This is a genomic window from Burkholderia sp. GW821-FHT14F03, assembly GCF_058803765.1.
Window position 1 is genome coordinate 17,704 of record NZ_JBXAPG010000012.1, and the last position, 19,292, is coordinate 36,995.

Below are 19,292 nucleotides of genomic sequence, written 5' to 3' on the forward strand. Positions count from 1 at the left end.
GCTGTTGGTCGTGGACAAGCCCGTCGACAACGACGAGATGCCGGTCGACGTCGAGGTGGACAGCGACGTGATCGCGCTGTTCGCAGATGACAGGCCCGTGGACGCCGAAGTCGACAACGACGTCACCGTGCTGTTCGTCGTGGACAAGCCCGTCGACAACGACGAGATGCCGGTCGACGTCGAGGTGGACAGCGATGCAATCGAGCTGTTCGCCGACGACAGGCCCGTCGACGCCGAAGTCGAGAGCGATGCGATCGAGCTGGTGGCCGACGACAGACCGGTCGACGTCGAAGTGGACAGGCTGTTGATTGCCGTGTTGGTCGCGAACAACTGCGAACCGTTGATCGCATCCGTGCTGGTTGCTGTCACCCGACCTGCCGCGACGTTCGTAACCTGCCGCTCGGATCCTACTGCACCCACGCTCACCACGCTGCCAGGGTTCGTGCCTGCGTAGTTATAGGTAACGCCTCCAACGGTTCCTGTCGCGGTCGGATTTGCAGCCGCCGTCACCGAACTGGAGCCCAACGCAACCGCGTTCGCATTGGCGGCCGTAGCATTTTGGCCAATGGCCGTGGCTGAAGTGGCTGAAACATTTGCCTTTGAGCCAAGCGCCATACCATCGCCTCCTGCCGCAGAAACAACGGCGGACTGGCCAAGCGCGGTTGCATTGGTTGCGGCCACATTTGCCCCAGCACCTACCGCGGTTGCGTTGGTTCCCGATGCATTTGCCGATGTACCTAACGCTGTTGCACTGCTTCCCGATGCATAGGCAAGCGTTCCAAGTGCAACAGAATATGTGTTAGTTGCAGTTGCTTGATCCCCAAGCGCTGTCGACGCGAAACCACTTGCGGTGTTGAGGTAACCAATCGCGACTGCGAGTGAGCCAGTGGCGCTGGTATTCAAGCCTATAGCGATTGCCTGGGTCTGGTTTGCCAATGCCCCGTTGCCGATTGCGATAGCATTTGAGGCCGAGGCAACCGGCCCCGTGCCGGTATTTGAACCGATTGCTATTGCCCCTGAAACGGCCGAACCGCCAGACGGAGCGTATTGCGCGAGCGCATTACCTTGAGCGACCACAAACAAAGCGATTGCCGTGGCAGCGGCAACGACCGACTTGTTCGGCTTCCCCCGCGCTGCATCCAGTTCCGACGCCGCCACCCACGCCCCAAGCGCTTCATTCCAAATAGTTCGATACGACTTATTCATTTCGATTACCTTATCGGTTCATGCGCGGTCTCACGACACTGGCGTGGGTTTTTCGCATTGCGCTAGATACTGTGCGCAGTTTTTATCAAATATATTTAAATTTGAATATTCCGGGATGTTCGGCAATGTCATTCAATCTTTTAAAATACTTGTAATTTCTTTGAAAGAATTGAATTTATGCCCCATCTCCAATCGAACCGAATGATATTTATCGGCGAGACCGACAAAGAAAACTTTTGTCACGTAAATTTATAATAAGCGTTAATTGTGATAATTAGTTCAGATTCTCGCCTCGACCCTTTATACAGGGTGCCTCGCCAAAGGTAGGTTCTCCATCAACCCATCAAGGGGCGGAGCATTCCCGTCAAAGCAAGCCAGGCCTGGAACTCTTATCAAGGCGGTGTGCCGCAAGATGGATATTGCCTAGACGACGTCATGCTGAATGGAAGACATACAGTGGACTGGGCACATCCAGGCGACGTCACCCACTTAAGAATTATTTGCGCAAGAAACACGGGGGACCGGAGGCAGCACAGAACCATGGCCGTGGTCATATCGTCGGATGATAATATGCGTCCGAGGCCAGTCTGACAGCCGCGCGCGAAGCGTCGCAGCACGACTGCCAATCCATGACTCACTTGGTTCAGCGATTTTGTCTGAGCAAAACCGAGCCCTGCGGCAATGCCATGACCTAACCAGAAAGCTGTAAAGCGATCTGCATTGAAAAAGGCGCGCAATGACCCATGATCAACATCGAAATATTGCTTTCGTAAAGGAACGCTATCTCTGCGGGCAATTTTCCGAAGCCCTACGCGCGGCGCAATCTGCTCTTGAGGTTGATCCCGACGATGCGGAACTGCTTAATCTGGCGAGCGCCTGCCACTTGGCTTTGCACAACTACGCCGACGCCCTGACCTATCTGACTCGAGCGATTCAAGAGAAACCGTCATTCGCGGACGCTCACAACAATCTCGGCGTGCTCCATCGCGCCCAGTCACGGCACGATGCCGCCGAGTCCTCGTTCCGGCGCGCGCTTGCCGCCCAGCCGGATCATCCGGACGCGTTGTTGAATCTGGGTAGCCTGCTGCGATCGATGCGACGCTTGAAAGAAGCCGAATCGACGATTGCGCAACTGATCACGGCAGCACCGGATCACTCTGATGCGCTGAATTTGCTCGGCCTTATCCTGACGGACCAGGGCCGCCTTGATCACGCCAAGACTGCTTATCGACGCGCGTTGGCACTTCAGCCGGATCACGCGCCCTATCAGCTGAATCTGGCCAACGCATTGCTCGCCGAGGGAAACTGGACCGAGGGGCTGCTGCTGTTCGAAGCACGCCACGCGCCTTTTTTCCAAGGTGCCCATTCCAGCCCGCCGACGGTACCCTTCCCTCAATGGCGCGGAGAGCCCATCGCGGGCGCGTCGCTTCTGATCTGGCCGGAGCAAGGGCATGGCGATCTGATCCATCTGGTGCGCTATATCCGCAGACTCAAGGCACTCGGTAGCGCGCGAATCACGCTGGTTTGCAGCTACGCGACGCTGCCGTTGTTTGCCGCGCTACCCGGCGCGGATGCAGTCGTCCCGCGCGAAGCATTTCATGCATCGGCATGTCCGATGCACGATTTCTGGACCTATGCCTGGAGTATTCCCTATCATCTGCGGGAACAGCCATCCACCATCCCGGCCGAACTGCCCTATCTGCGCGCACCGGCGAATGCGGCATCGAAATGGGAGCGCTTCCTTCCCAAGGGGCGTCTTCGCGTCGGCCTGGTCTGGCGAGGCAACCCGCTCAACCCGAGCGACTCGGTCAGGTCGCTGCCGGGGCTGAAGGTGCTGAAGCCTCTATGGGAGAGTGGGAACGTCACCTTCGTCAGCCTCCAAAAGGATGCGACTGCCGTTGAGCTACAAGCGGAAACCGACCAACGCTTCATCGTCAATCTGGGTAGCCGGGCCGCCAACTTTGCCGACGTCGCGGGCATGATCTCGCGGCTCGACCTCGTGATCGGCGTCGACACCGCCGCGATGCATCTTGCCGCGGCGCTCGGCAAACCCACCTGGATACTGATTTCAAATGTCGCCGCGGATTGGCGATGGGCGGCACAGGGCTCGACGTCGATCTGGTATCCCGGTGCCGTGACGTTGTTTCGGCAGGAAGTCGATGAAACGGATTGGTCGGGTGTCGTGTCGCGGGCTTCCCAGGCATTGTCTGGTATGCGAACAATCCGCTAGCGCTGTCATGCCGAACGCCACGTGCTGGCGAATCCGTTCGCCGACGCCAATATGCATGGGCACGCACCGCGCCTTTACCGAAAGCGAAGGTCTGCGGCGACGCACGATCACGGATGACGCGCTGCGGCCGGTCGTCGATGCGCCGGTATATTCGCCGAACGAGCAGATGATGCAGGTACAGCACGTAATGGTTTCATTGTCTGCTTGCTCTGGAACAGCACTCGCGTTGTCGTGGAAATCTGCAATGCAGGCGCACAGCGCTCCTGCTTGATCAATAATCTTTGAATCATTAAATTCAACCATAAATCAAATCGCTTTCAATCGTACGCGGCCTTCTCAATCACACGAACATCTCCCGACGCGCATCAAATCGATTGCGATTAGTGATTGATGGTGCCTGCCGCTTGAAATAAAGTACTTGAGAGGGTTTCTGATCGGACGCCCTCGAATCCAGCCTGGCTGAGAAAATTCCGATTCGCATCTTTGAAACAAACCCATAAACCGACCAATTTTCTTTAACTTGGGGGAATTCAATGAGCATTTCAAATACCGTTTCGATCGGCAAGCTTGCGAAGCAGGCTTGCTCCACGCTGCGCGCGAAGAAACTTGCGCTCCTGCTCGCCGCCCCGGCGCTCATGCTCTCCTCTCACGCGGCGCTTGCCGGCGTGATCGGTACGATCGATTCGGCCAACAGCAACGGCGTCGTATATGGCTGGGCCTGCGCGCAAGGCAACTATCAACCGGTTACCGTGCAGATCTACGTCGGCAATAGCCCGGAAAACGGCGGCATGTTGGCCGGCGTGGGTATTGCCAATCAAGCGAACGAGCCCGCAGTCAACGCCGCCTGTAATGCCGGCGGCTCCCATCGGTTCGGTATTCAGTTGGGCGCAAGCTATCCGCCGGGCACCCGCATCTTCATTTATGGCGTTTCACCGGGCGGCGCCGCGTTGGTGAACTCCGGATCGGTTTATATCCCTTGATTCGTCGATCCAATCCATCCGTCACGATGACCGGATGAGAGGGCGAGGTGCATCGTTTTCAACGATGCACCTCGATTGCGCCTGATGCGAGCCCCGGCCGGGTTCCGGCAACCACGCGGCCGGGCTCGACGCCGGCACGGGCAGCGCCCGGCGCCCGACACGGCATCCGCCGCCGGGCATAGAATGCTCGCTTCGCCTCGCGCCCCTCCCGCATTCCCATGACCGCCACGCCCGACAACACGGAAATCGCCGCCCTGCACCTCATTGCCCTACACCGCGCGGGCATTCCCGGCGCGCGGCTGCCGGACGCCGCGCGCCCGAACGACATCGACTCAGCACTGGCGATCCAGCGCCGCGTCGTCGCGTTGTCGGGGGATGGCGTCGGCGGCTGGAAATGCGCGCTGCCGCCGCCGGGGCGCGTCGTCGTCGCGCCCATCCTCGCATCGCGGATCCACGACGCATCGAACGCGCCGTTCCCGGTCGCCGGAGACGCGCCCATCGTGCGCATCGAACCCGAACTTGCTTTCGTGCTCGATCACGACCTGCCGCGTCGCGATCGTCCCTACGACGAAGCCGAGGTACGTGACGCGATTCGCGACGTGCGGCTCGTGCTCGAAGTGCTGGGCTGCCGTTACGCGGAGCCCGAGCGGGCATCCGCCTTCGAGCTGCTCCCGGACAACCAGTTCAATCAGGGGCTATGTGTCGGCCCCGTGGTGCCGGACGGCCTGCACGTCCCGCTCGACGCCATCGCGCTCGATTTCCACGGCGCGCTCGATCGAACGATCGACGGCCGCCATCCGGACGGCGATCCGCTCAAGCCCTTGCTCTGGCTCGTCAACTTCCTCGCCGCACGCGGCGAACCGGTTCGCGCCGGCCAGATCGTGACGACGGGCTCCTATGCAGGCGCACTCGACGTACCGCGCGGCCAGCCGCTCCGGGTGAACTTCGGTGCGCTCGGCGCGCTCTCGATGCAGGGATTCGCCTGAACATCGGTGGCCTCCCCTGCCGGATTCGCCGGCCATCCACGCGGCATGGGCGAGGAGCGCCGCGATTCCGCCCGGGCGCGCCGCCGGCTGCGCGCCGGTTCTCCACTCGCCAGAACGCTCAACCCGCCGCAGACCACCCGATCGACCGCTTCAGATACAACGCGAGCTGCGCACGCGAAAACGTAGGCTGCTCGATCCCGCTGCCGGCGAGGCATTCGATGACGTTGCGGCAATCCCACTGATAATTGTCCTGATAAAGCTCGACCGTGCTCAAGCCGTTGCGGATGTTGTCGTTGAACAGGCTCAATAGCGGATAAAGCGGCGCATCGACATCGCTCTTCCAGGAATCGAGCCATTCATGGAACGGTACGATGCGCAGGTTCAAACCGAAATCCCGATTCAAGCGCGCAAAGAATTCCAGGAGCGTCAGATTGGTGCCGGGTGAATTGATCAAGTTGAATTTCCGTCCCAGCGCCTCGGGCTTGCGCGAAATGTACGCGAGCGCCTTCGTCATGTAGTCGACCGTGCTCAAGCCTTCGCGCAGATCGTGCAGATCGGGCACGGTGCCGCGCGCGAGGCAGGTCTTGACCAGCCTCCCCCACCATTGATAATCCGCGCTCACCCCGGTTTCGCTGTGGAACGTCGCGTAGCCCAGGCGGAACGTCATCAGCGGCAGTCCGCGCTGCGCGGCCAGGTCGGCGATCTTTTCCATCACCCACTTGCTGCGCGTATAACCGATGTCCTCGAGCACGGCGCCCAGGTTCTGGTCGATATCGTCCGCCTCGGTCATCGAGGTCTTGCCCGTGAAGCGATGCCCCCAGCTGTAGACCGAGATCGTCGACAGCATGACCAGCGCCTTGGTGCGCCGGCTGCCCGCGAATGCCACGATCTGCAGCAAGCCGTCGACGTTGATCTTCTTCATGTACGAGTAAGGCTGGATGAAGTTGACCGCGCTCGCCGAGTGATAGACCACATCGATCTCGTCGCTCAACGCCGCGTAGTCGGACGCACTCATGCCGAGGTGGGCCTTCGTGATATCGGCCGGCCAGACGCGGATGCGCGCCGTGTCTTCCGCCTTCACAGGCAGGTCGTACTCGCGTCGCTTCGCCTCGATGCGCGCACGGCCCGCACTCGCGTCCTCGGCGCGGACGAGGCAATGCACCACCGCCGACGTCGTCGCGAGCAGTTCGGCGAGCAAGTGGACGCCGACGAAACCCGTCGCGCCGGTCAGCAGGATCGCGCGGGGCCGGCTCAGCCGGGCCGGGTCGAACGGGCCGCTGAAATCCGCCTGGGCGGGCACGCGGATGTCCTGCTCCAGCGCATAGGTCGGCTCGCGTTCGAGTTCCGGCGCGGTCGCGGCCACGCGCCGCTCGATCTCCGCCGCGAGCCCCGCGACCGAGGCGTGCTCGTAGACCTCGCGAATCAGCATCTTCACGCCCGCCGCCTCCGACAACGCCTTGACGAGCTTCGCCGTCAGCAGGGAGTTGCCGCCGATATCGAAAAACGAATCCGTCTTGTGGAAGTGCGCATGGCCGATGAGCGCGGCGAATGCATTCGCGACCTGACGCTCGGTGGCGCTGTACGGTTCGCTTGCCGCCCAGTCCGGTTGCTGTTGCGCATGAAAGCGCTGCCGGAGCGCGTCCCGATCGGTCTTGCCGTTCACCGTGGTCGGCATCTCGTCCAGCAGCAGATAGCGGACCGGCCACATGTAGTCGGGCAGGTAGTGCCGGACAGTCGCCTTGAGCGCAGCGATGACGCGCGCGGGCGATGCCGTGGCGTCGCGCGGCACGATGAACGCGACCAGATCGACACCGCTCCCGGCCGCGTTGGGCACGGTCAGCACGCTCGCCTTGCGCACCTCGACCGCGCGCATGAGCGTGCTCCGAACCTCGTCCGGCTCGACCAGGTTGCCTCGTATCTTGACCTGGTCGTCCCGGCGACCGAGGAACTGGATCGCGCCGTCGTCGAGCGTGCGTCCCAGATCGCCCGTGTGATAAACGATCCGTCCGGGCTGGTTCGGATGCGGGCGGAATTTCATGTGGGTCAGATCGGGGTTGCCCAGGTAGCCGCGCGCCAGGCACGGTCCACCGATGCAGATTTCACCGACTTCGGGCGTGGGCACGATGCCCCCCGCCTCGTCCAGGATCAGGATTTCCGTGTCGTGGATCGGGCGGCCAATCGAATCCGGCCGACCCAGCGTCGCGCTCGGCACTGGATGGCAGGTCGCGAAGATCGTCGCTTCGGTCGGGCCGTAGTAATCGATCAGCGTGTATCGGATGCCGTCCGTATCGACCGGGCCGAGCTTCTCGCCTCCCGTGAAAAGATACCGGAGGGCGAGCCCCGCCGGCTGACCGAGGGCGACCACATCCGCGACCAGCACGGTCGGCACATAGGCATGCGTGATCCGGTGGCGGATGAAGAAACCGACCAGCGCGTCGACGTCGAGGCGCGTTTCGTCGTCGGGCAGGAACAAGGTCGCGCCCGCCGTGAGCGTGGACCAGATCTCCCACTGCGAGACGTCGAATCCCAGGCTGGCCATCGACGTCGCCCGGCTCTCGCCGGTCATCGCGAAACGCGCGTTGTGCCAACGCATGAGCGCGGCCACGGCCGCGTGCTCGACGATCACGCCCTTGGGCGCGCCGGTGGAGCCCGACGTAAAGATCACATAGAGCGCATCGTTCGCCGCGCTCTCGTGCGGCGTCGGGCTCGGCGCATCCTGTTCCCGATGCTGCGAGCACAACTGCGCGATGCTGATGTACGAACCCGTTCCGCTTGCGGCCGGCTTGCGCGTCGTCAACGCAAGCGGAGCGTTGCACTGCGCCAGGATGTGCTGCCTGCGCGCGTCGGGATAGCGCTCGTCGATCGGCACATAGGCGGCGCCCGCCTTCAGCACCCCGAGTATGCCGACGATGAAATCCGCATTCCGTCTCGCCTCGATCGGCACCAGGCTGCCGGGCCCCGCGCCGTGCGCCGTCAGCGCGGCGGCGACCGTGTCGCTTCGTCGGTCGAGGTCGCGGTAGTTCAGCGTCTCGTGTTCCGAGACCGCGGCCGGCGCATGGCCCGCGAGCGATACCCGGCACCGGAACAGTTCCAGCAAGTTCGCCTGAGTGGACATGGTGCGCGCCTCCCTGTCAAAAAGTAAGCACACCTCAGATAAACAAAAGAACCAGTTCCATGCGGGCCGCATGCGGGAGACGCTGCATTTCACGCGTATTTTTCGCTATCCACTATAGGAAGCCCTATTGCTCATTTCCAGGAAATTCCGGCAGCGCGATCGAGACCACGGGCGTGCGGGCGATACGCATTCCAGGTTGTGCACGCCGCCCCGTCGCGCCGGCGAGCGCACATGAAAAAAGCGGCTCTTTCGGGCCGCTTTCAGCCTACCGTCCGCGCGTGTCGCTCAGCGCGACATCATGTTCATGCTGACGTTGTGCATGACCCATATCGTGCCGATGATCAGGATGCCGGTGGTAAGCACCGTATAGCTGAACGCCATGACGTTCCAGCGCTGCCCCGACGAGCTGTTCATGTGCAGGAAGTACACGAGGTGCACGACGATCTGCTCGAACGCGAGCACGGCCGGCGCGATCAGTGCCGCGTGCGGCGGCAGGCCGCCCCACGTCACGACCCCGAACGACGCCGCGGTCAGCACGACCGACAGCACGAAGCCCGCGGCGTAGCTGCCGACGCTGCCGTGCCCGGCATCAAGTTGAGAGGAATGCGACTGGCCCATTCAGATCACACTCGCGAGATAGACAAAGGAAAACACGCAGATCCACACGATGTCGAGGAAGTGCCAGAAGAGGCTCAGGCAGGTCAGGCGACGCAGGTCGCGTTCCGACAGCGTCGCGCGGCCGACGATCTGCGCGGCCAGCACGACCATTCACACGAGGCCCACGGTCACGTGCCCACCAGCGTGAAGAACGCGGACAGGAACGCGCTGCGCTGCGGCCCCGCGCCTTCGGCGATCAGGTGCGAGAACTCGCGCATTTCCATCGCGAGGAACGCCGCGCCGAGCACGAAGGTCACGGCGAGCCAGGCGAGCAGCGCGCCCTTCATCTGGTGATGCGCGGCCAGCATGGCGAAACCGTAGGTGATGCTGCTCAACAGCAGCGCCGCCGTCTCCAGCGCCACGCCGGGAATGTCGAACAGGTCCTTCGTGGTCGGGCCGCCCGCGTACTGCTGGGCCAGCACCGCGAAGGTGGCGAACAGCACCGCGAAGATCACGCAGTCGGTCATCAGGCACAGCCAGAACCCGAACACCGAATGGGACGGCGGATGATCGCCATGATCGTCGGCGTGATCGTGCAGGTTCACGTCGAGAGTTTTCTGCAACATCAGTTGACCTCCAGTTCCAAGTCGTCGACGCGCGTCTCGATGCGCTTGCCGAGGCGGTTGTCCTCGATCTTCCGGACCGTCGACGCCGTCGTGAAGAAGTGATGCAGCCACACGAGGAACGACAGCACCATGATCGCGCAGGTCGCGTAGACCATCGTCCGGTAGCCGAACAACGGCTTCTTCGCGAAGGTCGCGATGACTTCCGAGAAGATCCCGAACGCCGGCAGGATCAGGATGTACGCCTCCGGATGCCCCCACGCCCGGATCAGGTTCAGGTACAGCATCGCGTTGCCGCCGGCGTCATTCGTGAAGAAATGCATGCCGAGGTAGCGGTCGAGGGCGAGCAGCGCGAGCGTCGCGGTCAGGATCGGGAACGACGCCATGATCAGCACGTTGGTGCGCAGCGCGGTCCAGGTGAACACGGGCATCTTCATCAGCGTCATGCCCGGCGCGCGCATCTTGATGATGCGTCACGAAGAAGTTGACGCCCGAGATCTGCAGCGCCCACAGATAGTAGTCGACCCCCACCCCCGGGCTGAACTGCAGCTCGGACAGCGGCGGATAGGCGAGCCAGCCGGTCCGCGCGAATTCGCCGATCACGAGCGACAGGTTGATCAGGATCGCGCTGACGGCCGTCATCCAGAAGGACAGCGAGTTGATGAACGGGAACGCGACGTCGCGCGCGCCGATCCGCAGCGGCACGATCAGGTTCATCAGGCCGACCATGAACACCATCGCCATGAAGAAGATCATGATCACGCCGTGCGCGGTGAAGACCTGCTCGTAATGGTGCGGCGGCAGGTAGCCGGGCCCGTTGGCGCATCATGATCGCGTCGGCGAAGCCGCGCAGCAGCACGATGAACGCGATGATGATGTACATCACGCCGATCTTCTTGTGATCGACGCTCGTGAGCCATTCGCTCCACAGCCATTTCCATCGGCCGGTGATCGTCAAGGCCGCGAGAATGCCGATCACGACCAGCCCCATGAAGGCGCCCGCCCCCATGATGATCGGCTGGTCGAACGGAATCGCCGAAAGTGTCAGTTTGCCGAACATGCGTTATCCCTTCGTGCCGCAGGCGGCGTCCTTCAGGTCGAGGACGTGCCATCGTTGTATTTCGCGATGATGTTGTGGAAGAGCCGGGGATCGACCGACGAGAAGTAGCGCACGGGCGCCTTCTCGCTCGACTCGGCGACCGTGCGGTACACGCTCATGTCGAGCCGGTCCGACGACGCCCTCACCTTCTGCACCCAGGCATCGAACTTTTGGCCGACAAAGGGGGCGCCTGACCGGATTCGGTGCGCTGCGGGAAAGTGAGTCCTGCTGTCGGGCTCGGAGACGGATGCGGTCCGACGGGGGGGCGAAGCAGAAACCCGGCGTGCCGGGCTGCATGGATTCATTCAAAACACTTTCAATATGGATGTCGCAGCCGTGCGTCCCGCACCGCGCCTTACGCGTCACGCGCCGGAGTACAATGCCGGCACGGGGTGATCCGCACGCCACCGCCTTTCAAGATTCCGAATCAAAAGAGGTAGCCATGGTGTTGCTCAGTGATCTGGCGGTCAGCCCGCCCGTCACCCGCTGCAAGTGTTGCGACGGGCCCGCCCGCTTGTGCGGCGTGGTCGATTTTTCCCGCAGTTGTCTCGATCTGGTCGGCCCGCGGGTCATGCCCTACGCGGGCGTCCCGATCTATTACCACCGGTGCGAGCAATGCGGCTTCGTCGCGACCCACGCGTTCGACGCGTGGTCTCACGAGGATTTCGCCGCGCACATCTACAACGACGAGTACGTGCGCGTCGACCCCGACTATCTCGGCGCGCGGGCCGCGCAGAACGCCGAGATCGTCGCCGGCAATTTCCCCGAACTGGCCGGCGTCGCGATCCTCGACTACGGCGCGGGCCTCGGCCTGTTCGAACGCGAACTCAAGGCCAAGGGCTTCGCGCACGTCGACTCGTTCGATCCCTACACAGGCAACAGCATCCGCCCGACGCGGCGTTACGATCTCGTCGTCGCGTTCGAGGTATTCGAGCATCATCCGCAGCCGCAGGCATTGATCGACGAGCTGGCGGGATTCCTCGAAGACGGCGGCGCGCTGTTGTTCAGCACCACCCTCGCCACCGACGCCGCGCTTCAAGCCGGACTCGAACGCTGGTGGTACTGCGCGCCGCGCAACGGCCACATCTCGTTCTTCACGCTGCATGCGCTCGCGCGGATCGGCGCGCGGCACCAGTTGATCCCCGCGTCGTTCACCGACGGCATTCATTTCTATTTCCGCGGCGAGCCGCCCGCATGGGCGAAGCGCTTCACCCATCAGGTCTGGCAAGAATGACCCCGCGCGCGGTCACGCCGCGCTGAAGGCGCGCCGGAAGCGCGCGCGCTGGTCGAGCGGCACGAGGCAGTCGATCACGCACTTGCGGGTATGGCCGCGCACGCCGCCCGCGCAATACTCGGCGGACTGGGTCGGGTCGAGCGAGGTGCCGCGCAGGCTCCCCGTGACCGTGAGATCGTGTTCCAGCCGGCAGCGCGTCGCGATGGCCCACAGCACGTCGTCCGCCGCGTGCGCTTGCACGTCGGCATCGACGAGCACCAGGTTCTTGGTCGACGCAACCTGTTCGAGCGCCAGCCGTGCCGCCTCGCGCAGCCGCGCGTCGTCCCCGGCGTCGCGCGGCGCGCATTGCAGCACCGTGAACAGATGGCCGCCGCCCGCCGCCAGCGCGCCGACGTCACGCACCAGCGAACCTGCGCCGCCCTGCTGCAGCACCCGCCACACCGCCGCTTCCTGGCCCGCGCCCAGCAATTCCGACTGCTCGCGCCCCGGCCCGCTGACCGCCTGATAGCACGCGCCCTCGCGATACGCGAGCGCGCTGACGGCCAGCACCGGCACCACGCCCGCCGGCGAGTAGTAGCCGAGGTATTCGGGCATCGCATGGCCGCCCGGCGTATCGCCCTCGCTCGCCTGTTCCGCGCCGAGGCTGCCTTCGAGCACGATCTCGGCGTGGTCGATGCACCAGCCCGGCTGCGACGCGCACGGGGCCAGCCCCACCGGCCGGCCGCGCAGCGCGCCCGCGACGGCCAGTTCGTCGTCGCCGAAGCCGAGCGCGGGCGCGCTCAGCGCCGCCGCGTAGTAGAGCGCCGGATCGAGCCCGATGTTGATCGAGACCGGCAAGCGCTCGCCGCGCGCCACGCATGCGTCGAGCATGCGCCGCAGATGGCCGGACGAGCCGAGCGCGATCGTCGCCGAACCGTGCTTGAGCGTGATCCGGTGCACCGAGGCATTCGCCGCCCCGCTCACCGGGTCGCGCGCATAGGCGAGCCCGAGCGTGACGGTCGGCCCCGGATCGCCCGCCGAACACGTCAGCGCCGGCAGCCACGCGCGCAAATCGGGATCGCGCACCACATGGCGCGGCGTCGGCGCGCGCACCGGTTGCGGCGGCAACGGCCGCGCGAGCGCGTCGGCGAGCAGCGCGCCATGCGGCGTGCGCGGATCGGCGCGACCGTCCGGATCGAGCCAGAAGCGCGTGCGCGCGCGGCTGCCGAACACGCCCAGCAGCACCGGGAACGCGCCGCGCGCCGGCGCATGGTAGCGCCGCAGCGGCTGCTCGGCGCTCATCCACGCGCCATGCGATGTGCGATACGACGCGAGGTAATCGTCGAGCAGCGCAAGCTGCGGATCGAGGCGCGCATCGATCTCCTCGATGCGCCCGCCGTGGCGTTCGAGCGCGGCGAGCGCGCTGCGCAGGTCGACGATGTCGCTCATCGCAGGCGCCCCGTTGCGCGCGCAACCGCGCGATGCGGCGCATCCGCCGCGCGCCGCGAGCCGGCGATCGCGAGCAGCGCGACCGACGCGAGCGCGCACAGCGCGCTGAACACGATCGACACGGCGTAGCTCTGCGACAGGTCGAACAGCAGGCCGCCGAGGCTGCCGCCCGCGATCGCCGCGATGCCGACCGAGATGTACAGCGCGCCCAGGATCGCGCCGAGGTTCGCGGTGCCGAACCAGCTGGCCGCGACCGACGGATACAGCGAGATGCAGCCGCCGTTGGCCGCGCCGAACAGCAGCGCGAACACGGCGAGCGTCGCGAAATCGTGCGCGCCGAGCCAGCACAGGTTCAACACGGCGAGCGCGAAGGTCAGCCACCCAAGCAGCCGGCGCGCGCCGAGCCGGTCGGCGAGACTGCCGAGCAACAGGCGGCCGCCGACGTTGCCGACGCCGATCAGGCCGATCAGCAGGTTCGCCTCGGCGGCGGACAGGCCCAGCTGGCGCGCATACGGATTGATGTGCACGAGCGCGAGGAACAGCCCGACCGAGCCGAGGAAGATCGCGCCGAAATACCACCAGAACCGCGCGCCGCGCGCGGCCTCGGCCAGCGTCAGATCGGCGCCGCCGCGCGCGGGCGCGGCCGTCGCGCCGGCGGGCGCGGTGTCGCCGTCCGGCAGCAGGCCCAGCTCCTGCGGCTTGCCGCGCATCTGGGTCGCCGCCGCGAGCCCCACCAGCGCGATCGCCGCCGCGAACACCCGCATCGTCGCGGCCCACGACATCTGCTGCATCAACCAGCCCGCGGCGCTCGGCCCGATGAAGGTGCCGAGCCCGGTGCCCGCGAGCGCGAGCCCGGACGCTCGGCTGCGGTAGCGCACGAACCAGCGCTGCACCGCGGTCACGCTCGGCACGTAGACGAGCCCGACGCCCAGCCCGACCAGCACGCAGAACGCGCCGAGGAACACCGGCAGCGAGCCGCCCGCGAGACTGCTGACGAAGAAGCCGAGCGCGAGCAGCACGATGCCGATGCCGACGACGGTGCGCGTCGAGGTCCGGTCGGCGACCGCGCCGGAGAACACCCCGACCGTGTAGTAGATGAACGCGGTCAGCGAGAAGACCGACGCCACGGGGAAGCGCCCCGCGTCGAACGTCGCCTGCAGCGGCACGAAGAACGCGCCGAACGAATAAGCCGCGCCGAAGATCAGCGCGAGCAGCAGGTGCGCCGCGATCACGACGCTCCATCCCTTGAAGAAACCTGTGCGCATGGTCGTCCTCCTGTCCGCGTCGCTCAGTAATTGACGTCGAGCACGCTCGACGCCGTCCCCGCCACGCTGACCCGCACCAGCGTGCGCACCTCGATGCCGGTCGCCGCGCGCACCCGCTCGACGCCCGCGTAGTCGGCCTTCTCCGCCACGCAGACGATCTGCTCGACGCTCGCGCCCGCGCGCCGCACCGCCTCGACCAGCCCGATCAGCGTGCCGCCCGTGCTGATCAGGTCGTCGACGATGATCACGCGGTCGCCCGCTTCGACGCCGTTCAGGTACAGCTCGCCCGAGGTGTACTCGCAGCCGAACTCGACCTTCACCTGCCCTTCGAGGCCCGACGGATACCAGCGCGCGATGCCGAACGGCAGGCCGGACAGCAGCGACACCGCGGCGAGCAGCACGCCGCCCTTGTCTTCCTCGCCGACCAGCTTCATGCCGGGCTGCACGTCGAGCGCCTCGCACACGCGCCGCGCGGCCTCGCGCAGCAGCGGCGCCGGCGTGGCCGGCACCTGCTCGGTCAGCGAGTTGACCAGGAACTGCCGGCCGTTGATCTCGACGAGCGGCCGCGCGTCGAAGGCGTCGCGCAGCAGGTCCGGGGCGTCGGCGCTCGGCTGCGGGCGCGCATCGCGATCCGCATCGCGCACCGCCGCGACGAACGCGCGCAGCTTGTCCGGATCCTTGCGGGTCGCGCTCGCGCCGACGCCCGAGCTGACGTCCACCCCGGCCGGCGCGAGCCGCGCGACCAACTGGCCGACGTTGTCCGCGTGCAGGCCGCCCGCGACGATCACGGGGCGCGCGAAGCGCACGCCGTGCAGCCGGTCCCAGTCGAAGCGCTGCCCGGTGCCGCCCGTGATGCCGGCGACGGAGGCGTCGAACAGATAGGCGCTGACCCGGTAGCCGTTGGCCACGGCGGGATCGAAGTCCGCGCCGACGCGAAAGCCCTTGATCACGGGCCGGCCGACCTGCTGGCAGTACGCGTCGGTTTCGCTACCCTGCAACTGGACGGCCGCCACGCCCGAGATCTCGGCCATCGCGCGCACGTGCTCGATCGGTTCGTCGACGAAGATGCCGACCGTGGTGACGAACGGCGGCAGTTGGTCGACGATCGTGCGGGCGTCGCGCGCGCTGATCTGGCGCGGGCTCGCGGAAAACACGAAGCCGAGCGCGTCCGCGCCGGCTTCGAGCGCGGCGAGCGCGTCGACGAGGGTCGTGATGCCGCAAATCTTGATACGCGTGTTGATCATGCTGGAATCTCGCTGAGAAAACGCTGGAGCAGCCGTTCGGCGGCCCCGCTGTCGAGCGCGCCGCGTGCCGCGGCTGCGCCGTCGATGAAAGTGGTGGCGCGCCCGCCGAGCACGAGCAGCGCGCCCGCCGCCGCGACCGCGGTGTCGCGGCGCGGCCCGGGCTCGCCCGCGAGGATCGCGCGGCACAACGCGGCGTTGCGGGCCGGATCTCCGCCCGCGAGATCCTCGACGCGGCATGCCGGCAAACCGAAGTCGCGCGCGCTGACGCTGAAGGTGTCGAGCACGCCGCCGCGCACGCGCGCGATCCGCGTCTCGCCCGCGCAGCTGATTTCGTCGAGGCCCGCCGAGCCGTGCACGACGAACGCCGCGTCGCGGCCCAGGCGCAGCAGCGCGGTCGCGATCACGTCGAGCAGCTCGGGCTGCGCGACGCCGACGATCTGCCGCCGCACGCGCGCCGGATGCACGAGCGGGCCGGCCAGGTTGAACAGACTGCGCACGCCGAGCGCGCGCCGGATCTCGCTCACGCGCGGCGGGAAGCGGTGGTAGCTCGCGGTGGCGACGAACGCGAAGCCGCAGGCCGCGAGATCCGCCGCGATCCGCGCCGGCGTGCTGCTGCGCGCGACGTCCGCGCCGAGCGCGGCGAGCAGGTCGCTGCTGCCGCACGCGCTCGTCACGCCGCGATTGCCGTGCTTGATGACCGGCACGCCGGCCGCGGCCGCGATCAGCGCGGCGACGGTCGAGATGTTGAAGGTGCCCGCGCGGTCGCCGCCCGTGCCGCCGATGTCGAGCGCGTCGCAATCGGGCGCGAGGGGCGGCGGCGCGCTGCGCGCGAGGATCGCGTCGACGGCGCCCGCGACTTCGTCGGCCGTCTCGCCCTTGCGCGCGAGCGCGACCAGCAGCGCGGCGCTTTCGAGGTCGGTGTAGTGCCCGTCGAGGAGCGCGGCGACGAGCGCCGCCGCCTCGGCGCGCGCGAGGTCCGCGCGGGTCTCGACGAGCGTGCGGATCAGCGCGCGATAGGTGGGCGCGCTCATGCCGCCGCCCGGGACCCGGCGTGCAGCTGCGCGAGCACCTCGTCGAGCGGCAGCACGCGCCCGAGCACGTAGCCGACATGCTCGAGCGCGGCCTCGTGGCGCGCGGGCGTCGTGCCGGCCACGCACTCGCGCGGCACCAGCACGCGATAGTCGAGCTGCAGCGCATCCTGCGCGGTGGCCCGCACGCAGACGTCGGTGGCGACGCCCGTCAGCACCAGGGTGTCGACGCCGAGCCCCTTGAGCAGCAGATCGAGATCCGTCGCGAAGAAGCCGCTGTAGCGGCGCTTGACGAGCACGTAGTCGGAGGCGGCGGGCGCGAGCGCGTCGATGATCTCGATGCCGGGCGTGCCTTCGACGCAATGCTCGGTTTCGCCGTATTCGAGTTCGAGGCCGAAGTCGACCTTCTGGCGTCGATGCGCTTCCTGGGTGTAGATCACGGGCAGCCCGGCGTCATGCGCGAACGCGCGCAGCCGCAGGATCGCGGGCACGATCGCGGGCGCGCCGGCGCATGCGATCGGCGCGCCGGGCTCGACGAAATCGCGCTGCATGTCGACGATCACGAGTGCGGCGCGGTGGGAATGGGCAGATTTCATGGCGACTCCGGGCGCGGTCACGCGAAATGGGTGGCGACGATCTCGGCGAGGCCGGCGTAGCTGTCGCGGATCAGGTCCAGCTCGTCGAGGTGGTCGAAGCCCATCACGTGCAGCACGCCGAAGCCGCCCGAGAGCGCCTGCATCTCCTCGATGCGCGCGCGCACCGTCGCGGGCGAGCCGACGATCCAGCAGTGCTTCGCGACATACTCGACCGTCACGTCGCTGTCCGGCACCGCCGGATCGTGCTTGAGCAGGCCGAGCGCCTGATTGCCCGCCAGCATCGGCAGATAGTCCTCGCGGAAATAGCGGCCCATCTCGCCGTGCACCGCGCGCCGCCACGCTTCCTGATCCGTGTCGGCGACGAGGAACGGCCGGCTGACCCGCCACATGTCGCGCGACGGCACGGCGCGCCCGGCGTCGCGCGCGCCCTGCTCGACCACCGCCCAGTGCGTGTGCAGGTATTGCGGCGTGAAGCAGAAGCTGATCGGAATCCAGCCGTTCGCGCCGGCGATCCGCAGCGTCGCCGAGCTGGCCGACAGCCCGGTCACGCCAATCGGCGGATACGGCTTCTGCCAGGGCTTCAGGTGGTAGCTGCTGCGTTTTTGCGGCTGGTCCGCCGGCCGGCGCGCGGTCCAGAAGCGGCCGCGATGCTCGAACGGGCCGTCGCTCTCCCAGAAGCGCGTCATGATCGCGATCGACTCGGCCGTCATCTCGCGATGCACGCCCGACGCGTAGTCGATGTCGAACATCTCGAGGTCGAGGTTGGTGCCGCTCGCGCCGATCCCGACCATCAGCCGACCCTGCGACAGGTGATCGAGCAGGCAGATCCGGTGCGCGAGTTCGGCCGGATGATGGAACGGCAGCATGAACGCGCCTGGCGCGAGCCGGATCCGGCGCGTGCGCAGGAACGCCTGCGCGAGCAGCAGGTCGGGCGACGGGCACGGCTCGGCGGGCATCATGTAGTGCTCGCCGATCCAGGCTTCCTCGAAGCCGATCCGGTCGAGATATTCGAGCGTGTCGAGATCGTGATGATGGCCGTCGTAGAGCGAACGGGACGGCGGATGCGCAGGCATCAGGAAAGCGCCCAGCTTCATGGGTGTGTGTCCTCGGAATGGACTTCGCCTCACCCGGCGGCGCCGGGCGCGAAGTTCTCGGTTATCGACCCGCGCCGCCGGCAGCGGACGTGCTCGCGCACCGCCCGGCGAGCGGTGTCGCGCGTCCGGACGCCGGGGCCCGGGGTGCGGCGGTACAGCGGGAAAACCAGTGCTGGAACGGGAAAGCGATCGACGTGCGGCGGCCGGCGTCAGCGGCCGCCGCGCGGACGCGTGCGACGCGCGGCACAGGGGTGCCGGGCGGAAGCGGGATGGCGGCGCTCGAACGGTTCCACGGTGCTCATCGATATCCTTGCGGTGAACTTCACGATTCAACGAGACATCCCCGCTCGCGCGGGTGTAACGAGGTCCTACAGATTGCCAGGGCGTGTTCCGGGGCCGGCCTCCCCCGGGCGCTGGCATCGGCGCGTGGGTCGGGATCGGGCGAGGCGGCGGGCCTTGCTTGTCTATACAAGGCGGAGAGACGAAAGCAGTCTATTAAGCCGACTGTCGAGTGACGATTCGTGTAAACCCTTCATCTGTTAATTAACGTGGCGCTTGAAAATGCGC

At 66.1% G+C, this 19,292-nt stretch carries 13 protein-coding genes and 4 pseudogenes; 5 read left to right on the forward strand and 12 right to left on the reverse strand.

The features are described from left to right. Window positions 1-1,179 (reverse strand): annotated as a pseudogene (locus AC1RQF_RS10135) (YadA-like family protein); the annotation flags it as partial. A gap of 763 nt (window positions 1,180-1,942) precedes the next feature. Between AC1RQF_RS10135 and AC1RQF_RS10140 the strand changes: the two are divergent. From AC1RQF_RS10140 to AC1RQF_RS10155, 4 genes are all read left to right on the forward strand, one after another. Then, on the forward strand, window positions 1,943-3,436 hold the full coding sequence (locus AC1RQF_RS10140) for a tetratricopeptide repeat protein (RefSeq protein ID WP_492871941.1): 1,494 nt from the start codon (window positions 1,943-1,945) through the stop codon (window positions 3,434-3,436). A 55-nt stretch (window positions 3,437-3,491) separates the two neighbouring features. Continuing rightward, on the forward strand, window positions 3,492-3,707 hold the full coding sequence (locus tag AC1RQF_RS10145; protein WP_274003155.1) for a hypothetical protein: 216 nt from the start codon (window positions 3,492-3,494) through the stop codon (window positions 3,705-3,707). Between the two features lie 262 nt (window positions 3,708-3,969). Further along, window positions 3,970-4,416 (forward strand): hypothetical protein, encoded by a 447-nt coding sequence (locus AC1RQF_RS10150; protein ID WP_274003157.1) that lies wholly within the window; start codon window positions 3,970-3,972, stop codon window positions 4,414-4,416. Window positions 4,417-4,634: 218 nt separating this feature from the next. Beyond that, entirely contained in the window at window positions 4,635-5,402 is a 768-nt protein-coding gene (locus tag AC1RQF_RS10155; protein ID WP_492871942.1) for a 2-keto-4-pentenoate hydratase, read from the forward strand. Between the two features lie 118 nt (window positions 5,403-5,520). Here AC1RQF_RS10155 and AC1RQF_RS10160 read toward each other — a convergent pair whose 3' ends face one another. The 5 genes and pseudogenes from AC1RQF_RS10160 to AC1RQF_RS10180 all read right to left on the reverse strand — a co-directional run. Continuing rightward, window positions 5,521-8,517 (reverse strand): amino acid adenylation domain-containing protein, encoded by a 2,997-nt coding sequence (locus AC1RQF_RS10160; RefSeq protein ID WP_492871943.1) that lies wholly within the window; start codon window positions 8,515-8,517, stop codon window positions 5,521-5,523. Window positions 8,518-8,802: 285 nt separating this feature from the next. Further along, the gene (gene cyoD, locus AC1RQF_RS10165; protein ID WP_492871944.1) at window positions 8,803-9,135 is read right to left on the reverse strand and encodes a cytochrome o ubiquinol oxidase subunit IV; all 333 of its coding nucleotides are present in this window, start codon (window positions 9,133-9,135) and stop codon (window positions 8,803-8,805) included. After that, a pseudogene (cyoC, locus tag AC1RQF_RS10170) lies at window positions 9,136-9,740 on the reverse strand (cytochrome o ubiquinol oxidase subunit III). 80 nt (window positions 9,741-9,820) lie between these two features. Then, window positions 9,821-10,797 (reverse strand): annotated as a pseudogene (locus tag AC1RQF_RS10175) (cbb3-type cytochrome c oxidase subunit I); the annotation flags it as partial. 3 nt (window positions 10,798-10,800) lie between these two features. Then, window positions 10,801-11,009: pseudogene (locus AC1RQF_RS10180) on the reverse strand (COX aromatic rich motif-containing protein); the annotation flags it as partial. Window positions 11,010-11,278: 269 nt separating this feature from the next. On the opposite strand from AC1RQF_RS10180, the gene AC1RQF_RS10185 reads away from it, so the two are divergent. Further along, complete coding sequence (locus AC1RQF_RS10185; RefSeq protein ID WP_274003167.1) at window positions 11,279-12,070, forward strand: class I SAM-dependent methyltransferase; 792 nt, start codon at window positions 11,279-11,281, stop codon at window positions 12,068-12,070. Window positions 12,071-12,082: 12 nt separating this feature from the next. Here the strand turns inward: AC1RQF_RS10185 and AC1RQF_RS10190 are convergent, their stop codons facing one another. From AC1RQF_RS10190 to AC1RQF_RS10215, 6 genes are read right to left on the reverse strand one after another with little or no spacing between them, the layout of a single operon-like run. Next, window positions 12,083-13,498 (reverse strand): UbiD family decarboxylase, encoded by a 1,416-nt coding sequence (locus AC1RQF_RS10190; RefSeq protein ID WP_274003168.1) that lies wholly within the window; start codon window positions 13,496-13,498, stop codon window positions 12,083-12,085. Beyond that, window positions 13,495-14,763 (reverse strand): MFS transporter, encoded by a 1,269-nt coding sequence (locus AC1RQF_RS10195; RefSeq protein ID WP_492871945.1) that lies wholly within the window; start codon window positions 14,761-14,763, stop codon window positions 13,495-13,497. Before AC1RQF_RS10195 ends, AC1RQF_RS10190 begins: the two co-directional genes overlap by 4 nt. Window positions 14,764-14,786: 23 nt before the next feature. Next, a complete protein-coding gene (trpF, locus tag AC1RQF_RS10200; protein ID WP_492871946.1) occupies window positions 14,787-16,007 on the reverse strand; it encodes a phosphoribosylanthranilate isomerase in 1,221 nt (406 codons plus the stop codon). Then, window positions 16,004-17,038 carry an anthranilate phosphoribosyltransferase gene (trpD, locus tag AC1RQF_RS10205; RefSeq protein WP_492871947.1) on the reverse strand — a complete coding sequence of 345 codons (1,035 nt, stop codon included), beginning with the start codon at window positions 17,036-17,038 and terminating at the stop codon, window positions 16,004-16,006. The genes trpF and trpD overlap by 4 nt, the downstream gene beginning before the upstream one ends. Then, a complete protein-coding gene (locus tag AC1RQF_RS10210; RefSeq protein WP_492871948.1) occupies window positions 17,035-17,631 on the reverse strand; it encodes an isochorismatase family protein in 597 nt (198 codons plus the stop codon). Before AC1RQF_RS10210 ends, trpD begins: the two co-directional genes overlap by 4 nt. A gap of 17 nt (window positions 17,632-17,648) precedes the next feature. After that, on the reverse strand, window positions 17,649-18,725 hold the full coding sequence (locus tag AC1RQF_RS10215) for an LLM class flavin-dependent oxidoreductase (protein WP_274003177.1): 1,077 nt from the start codon (window positions 18,723-18,725) through the stop codon (window positions 17,649-17,651). Window positions 18,726-19,292 lie beyond the last annotated feature (567 nt).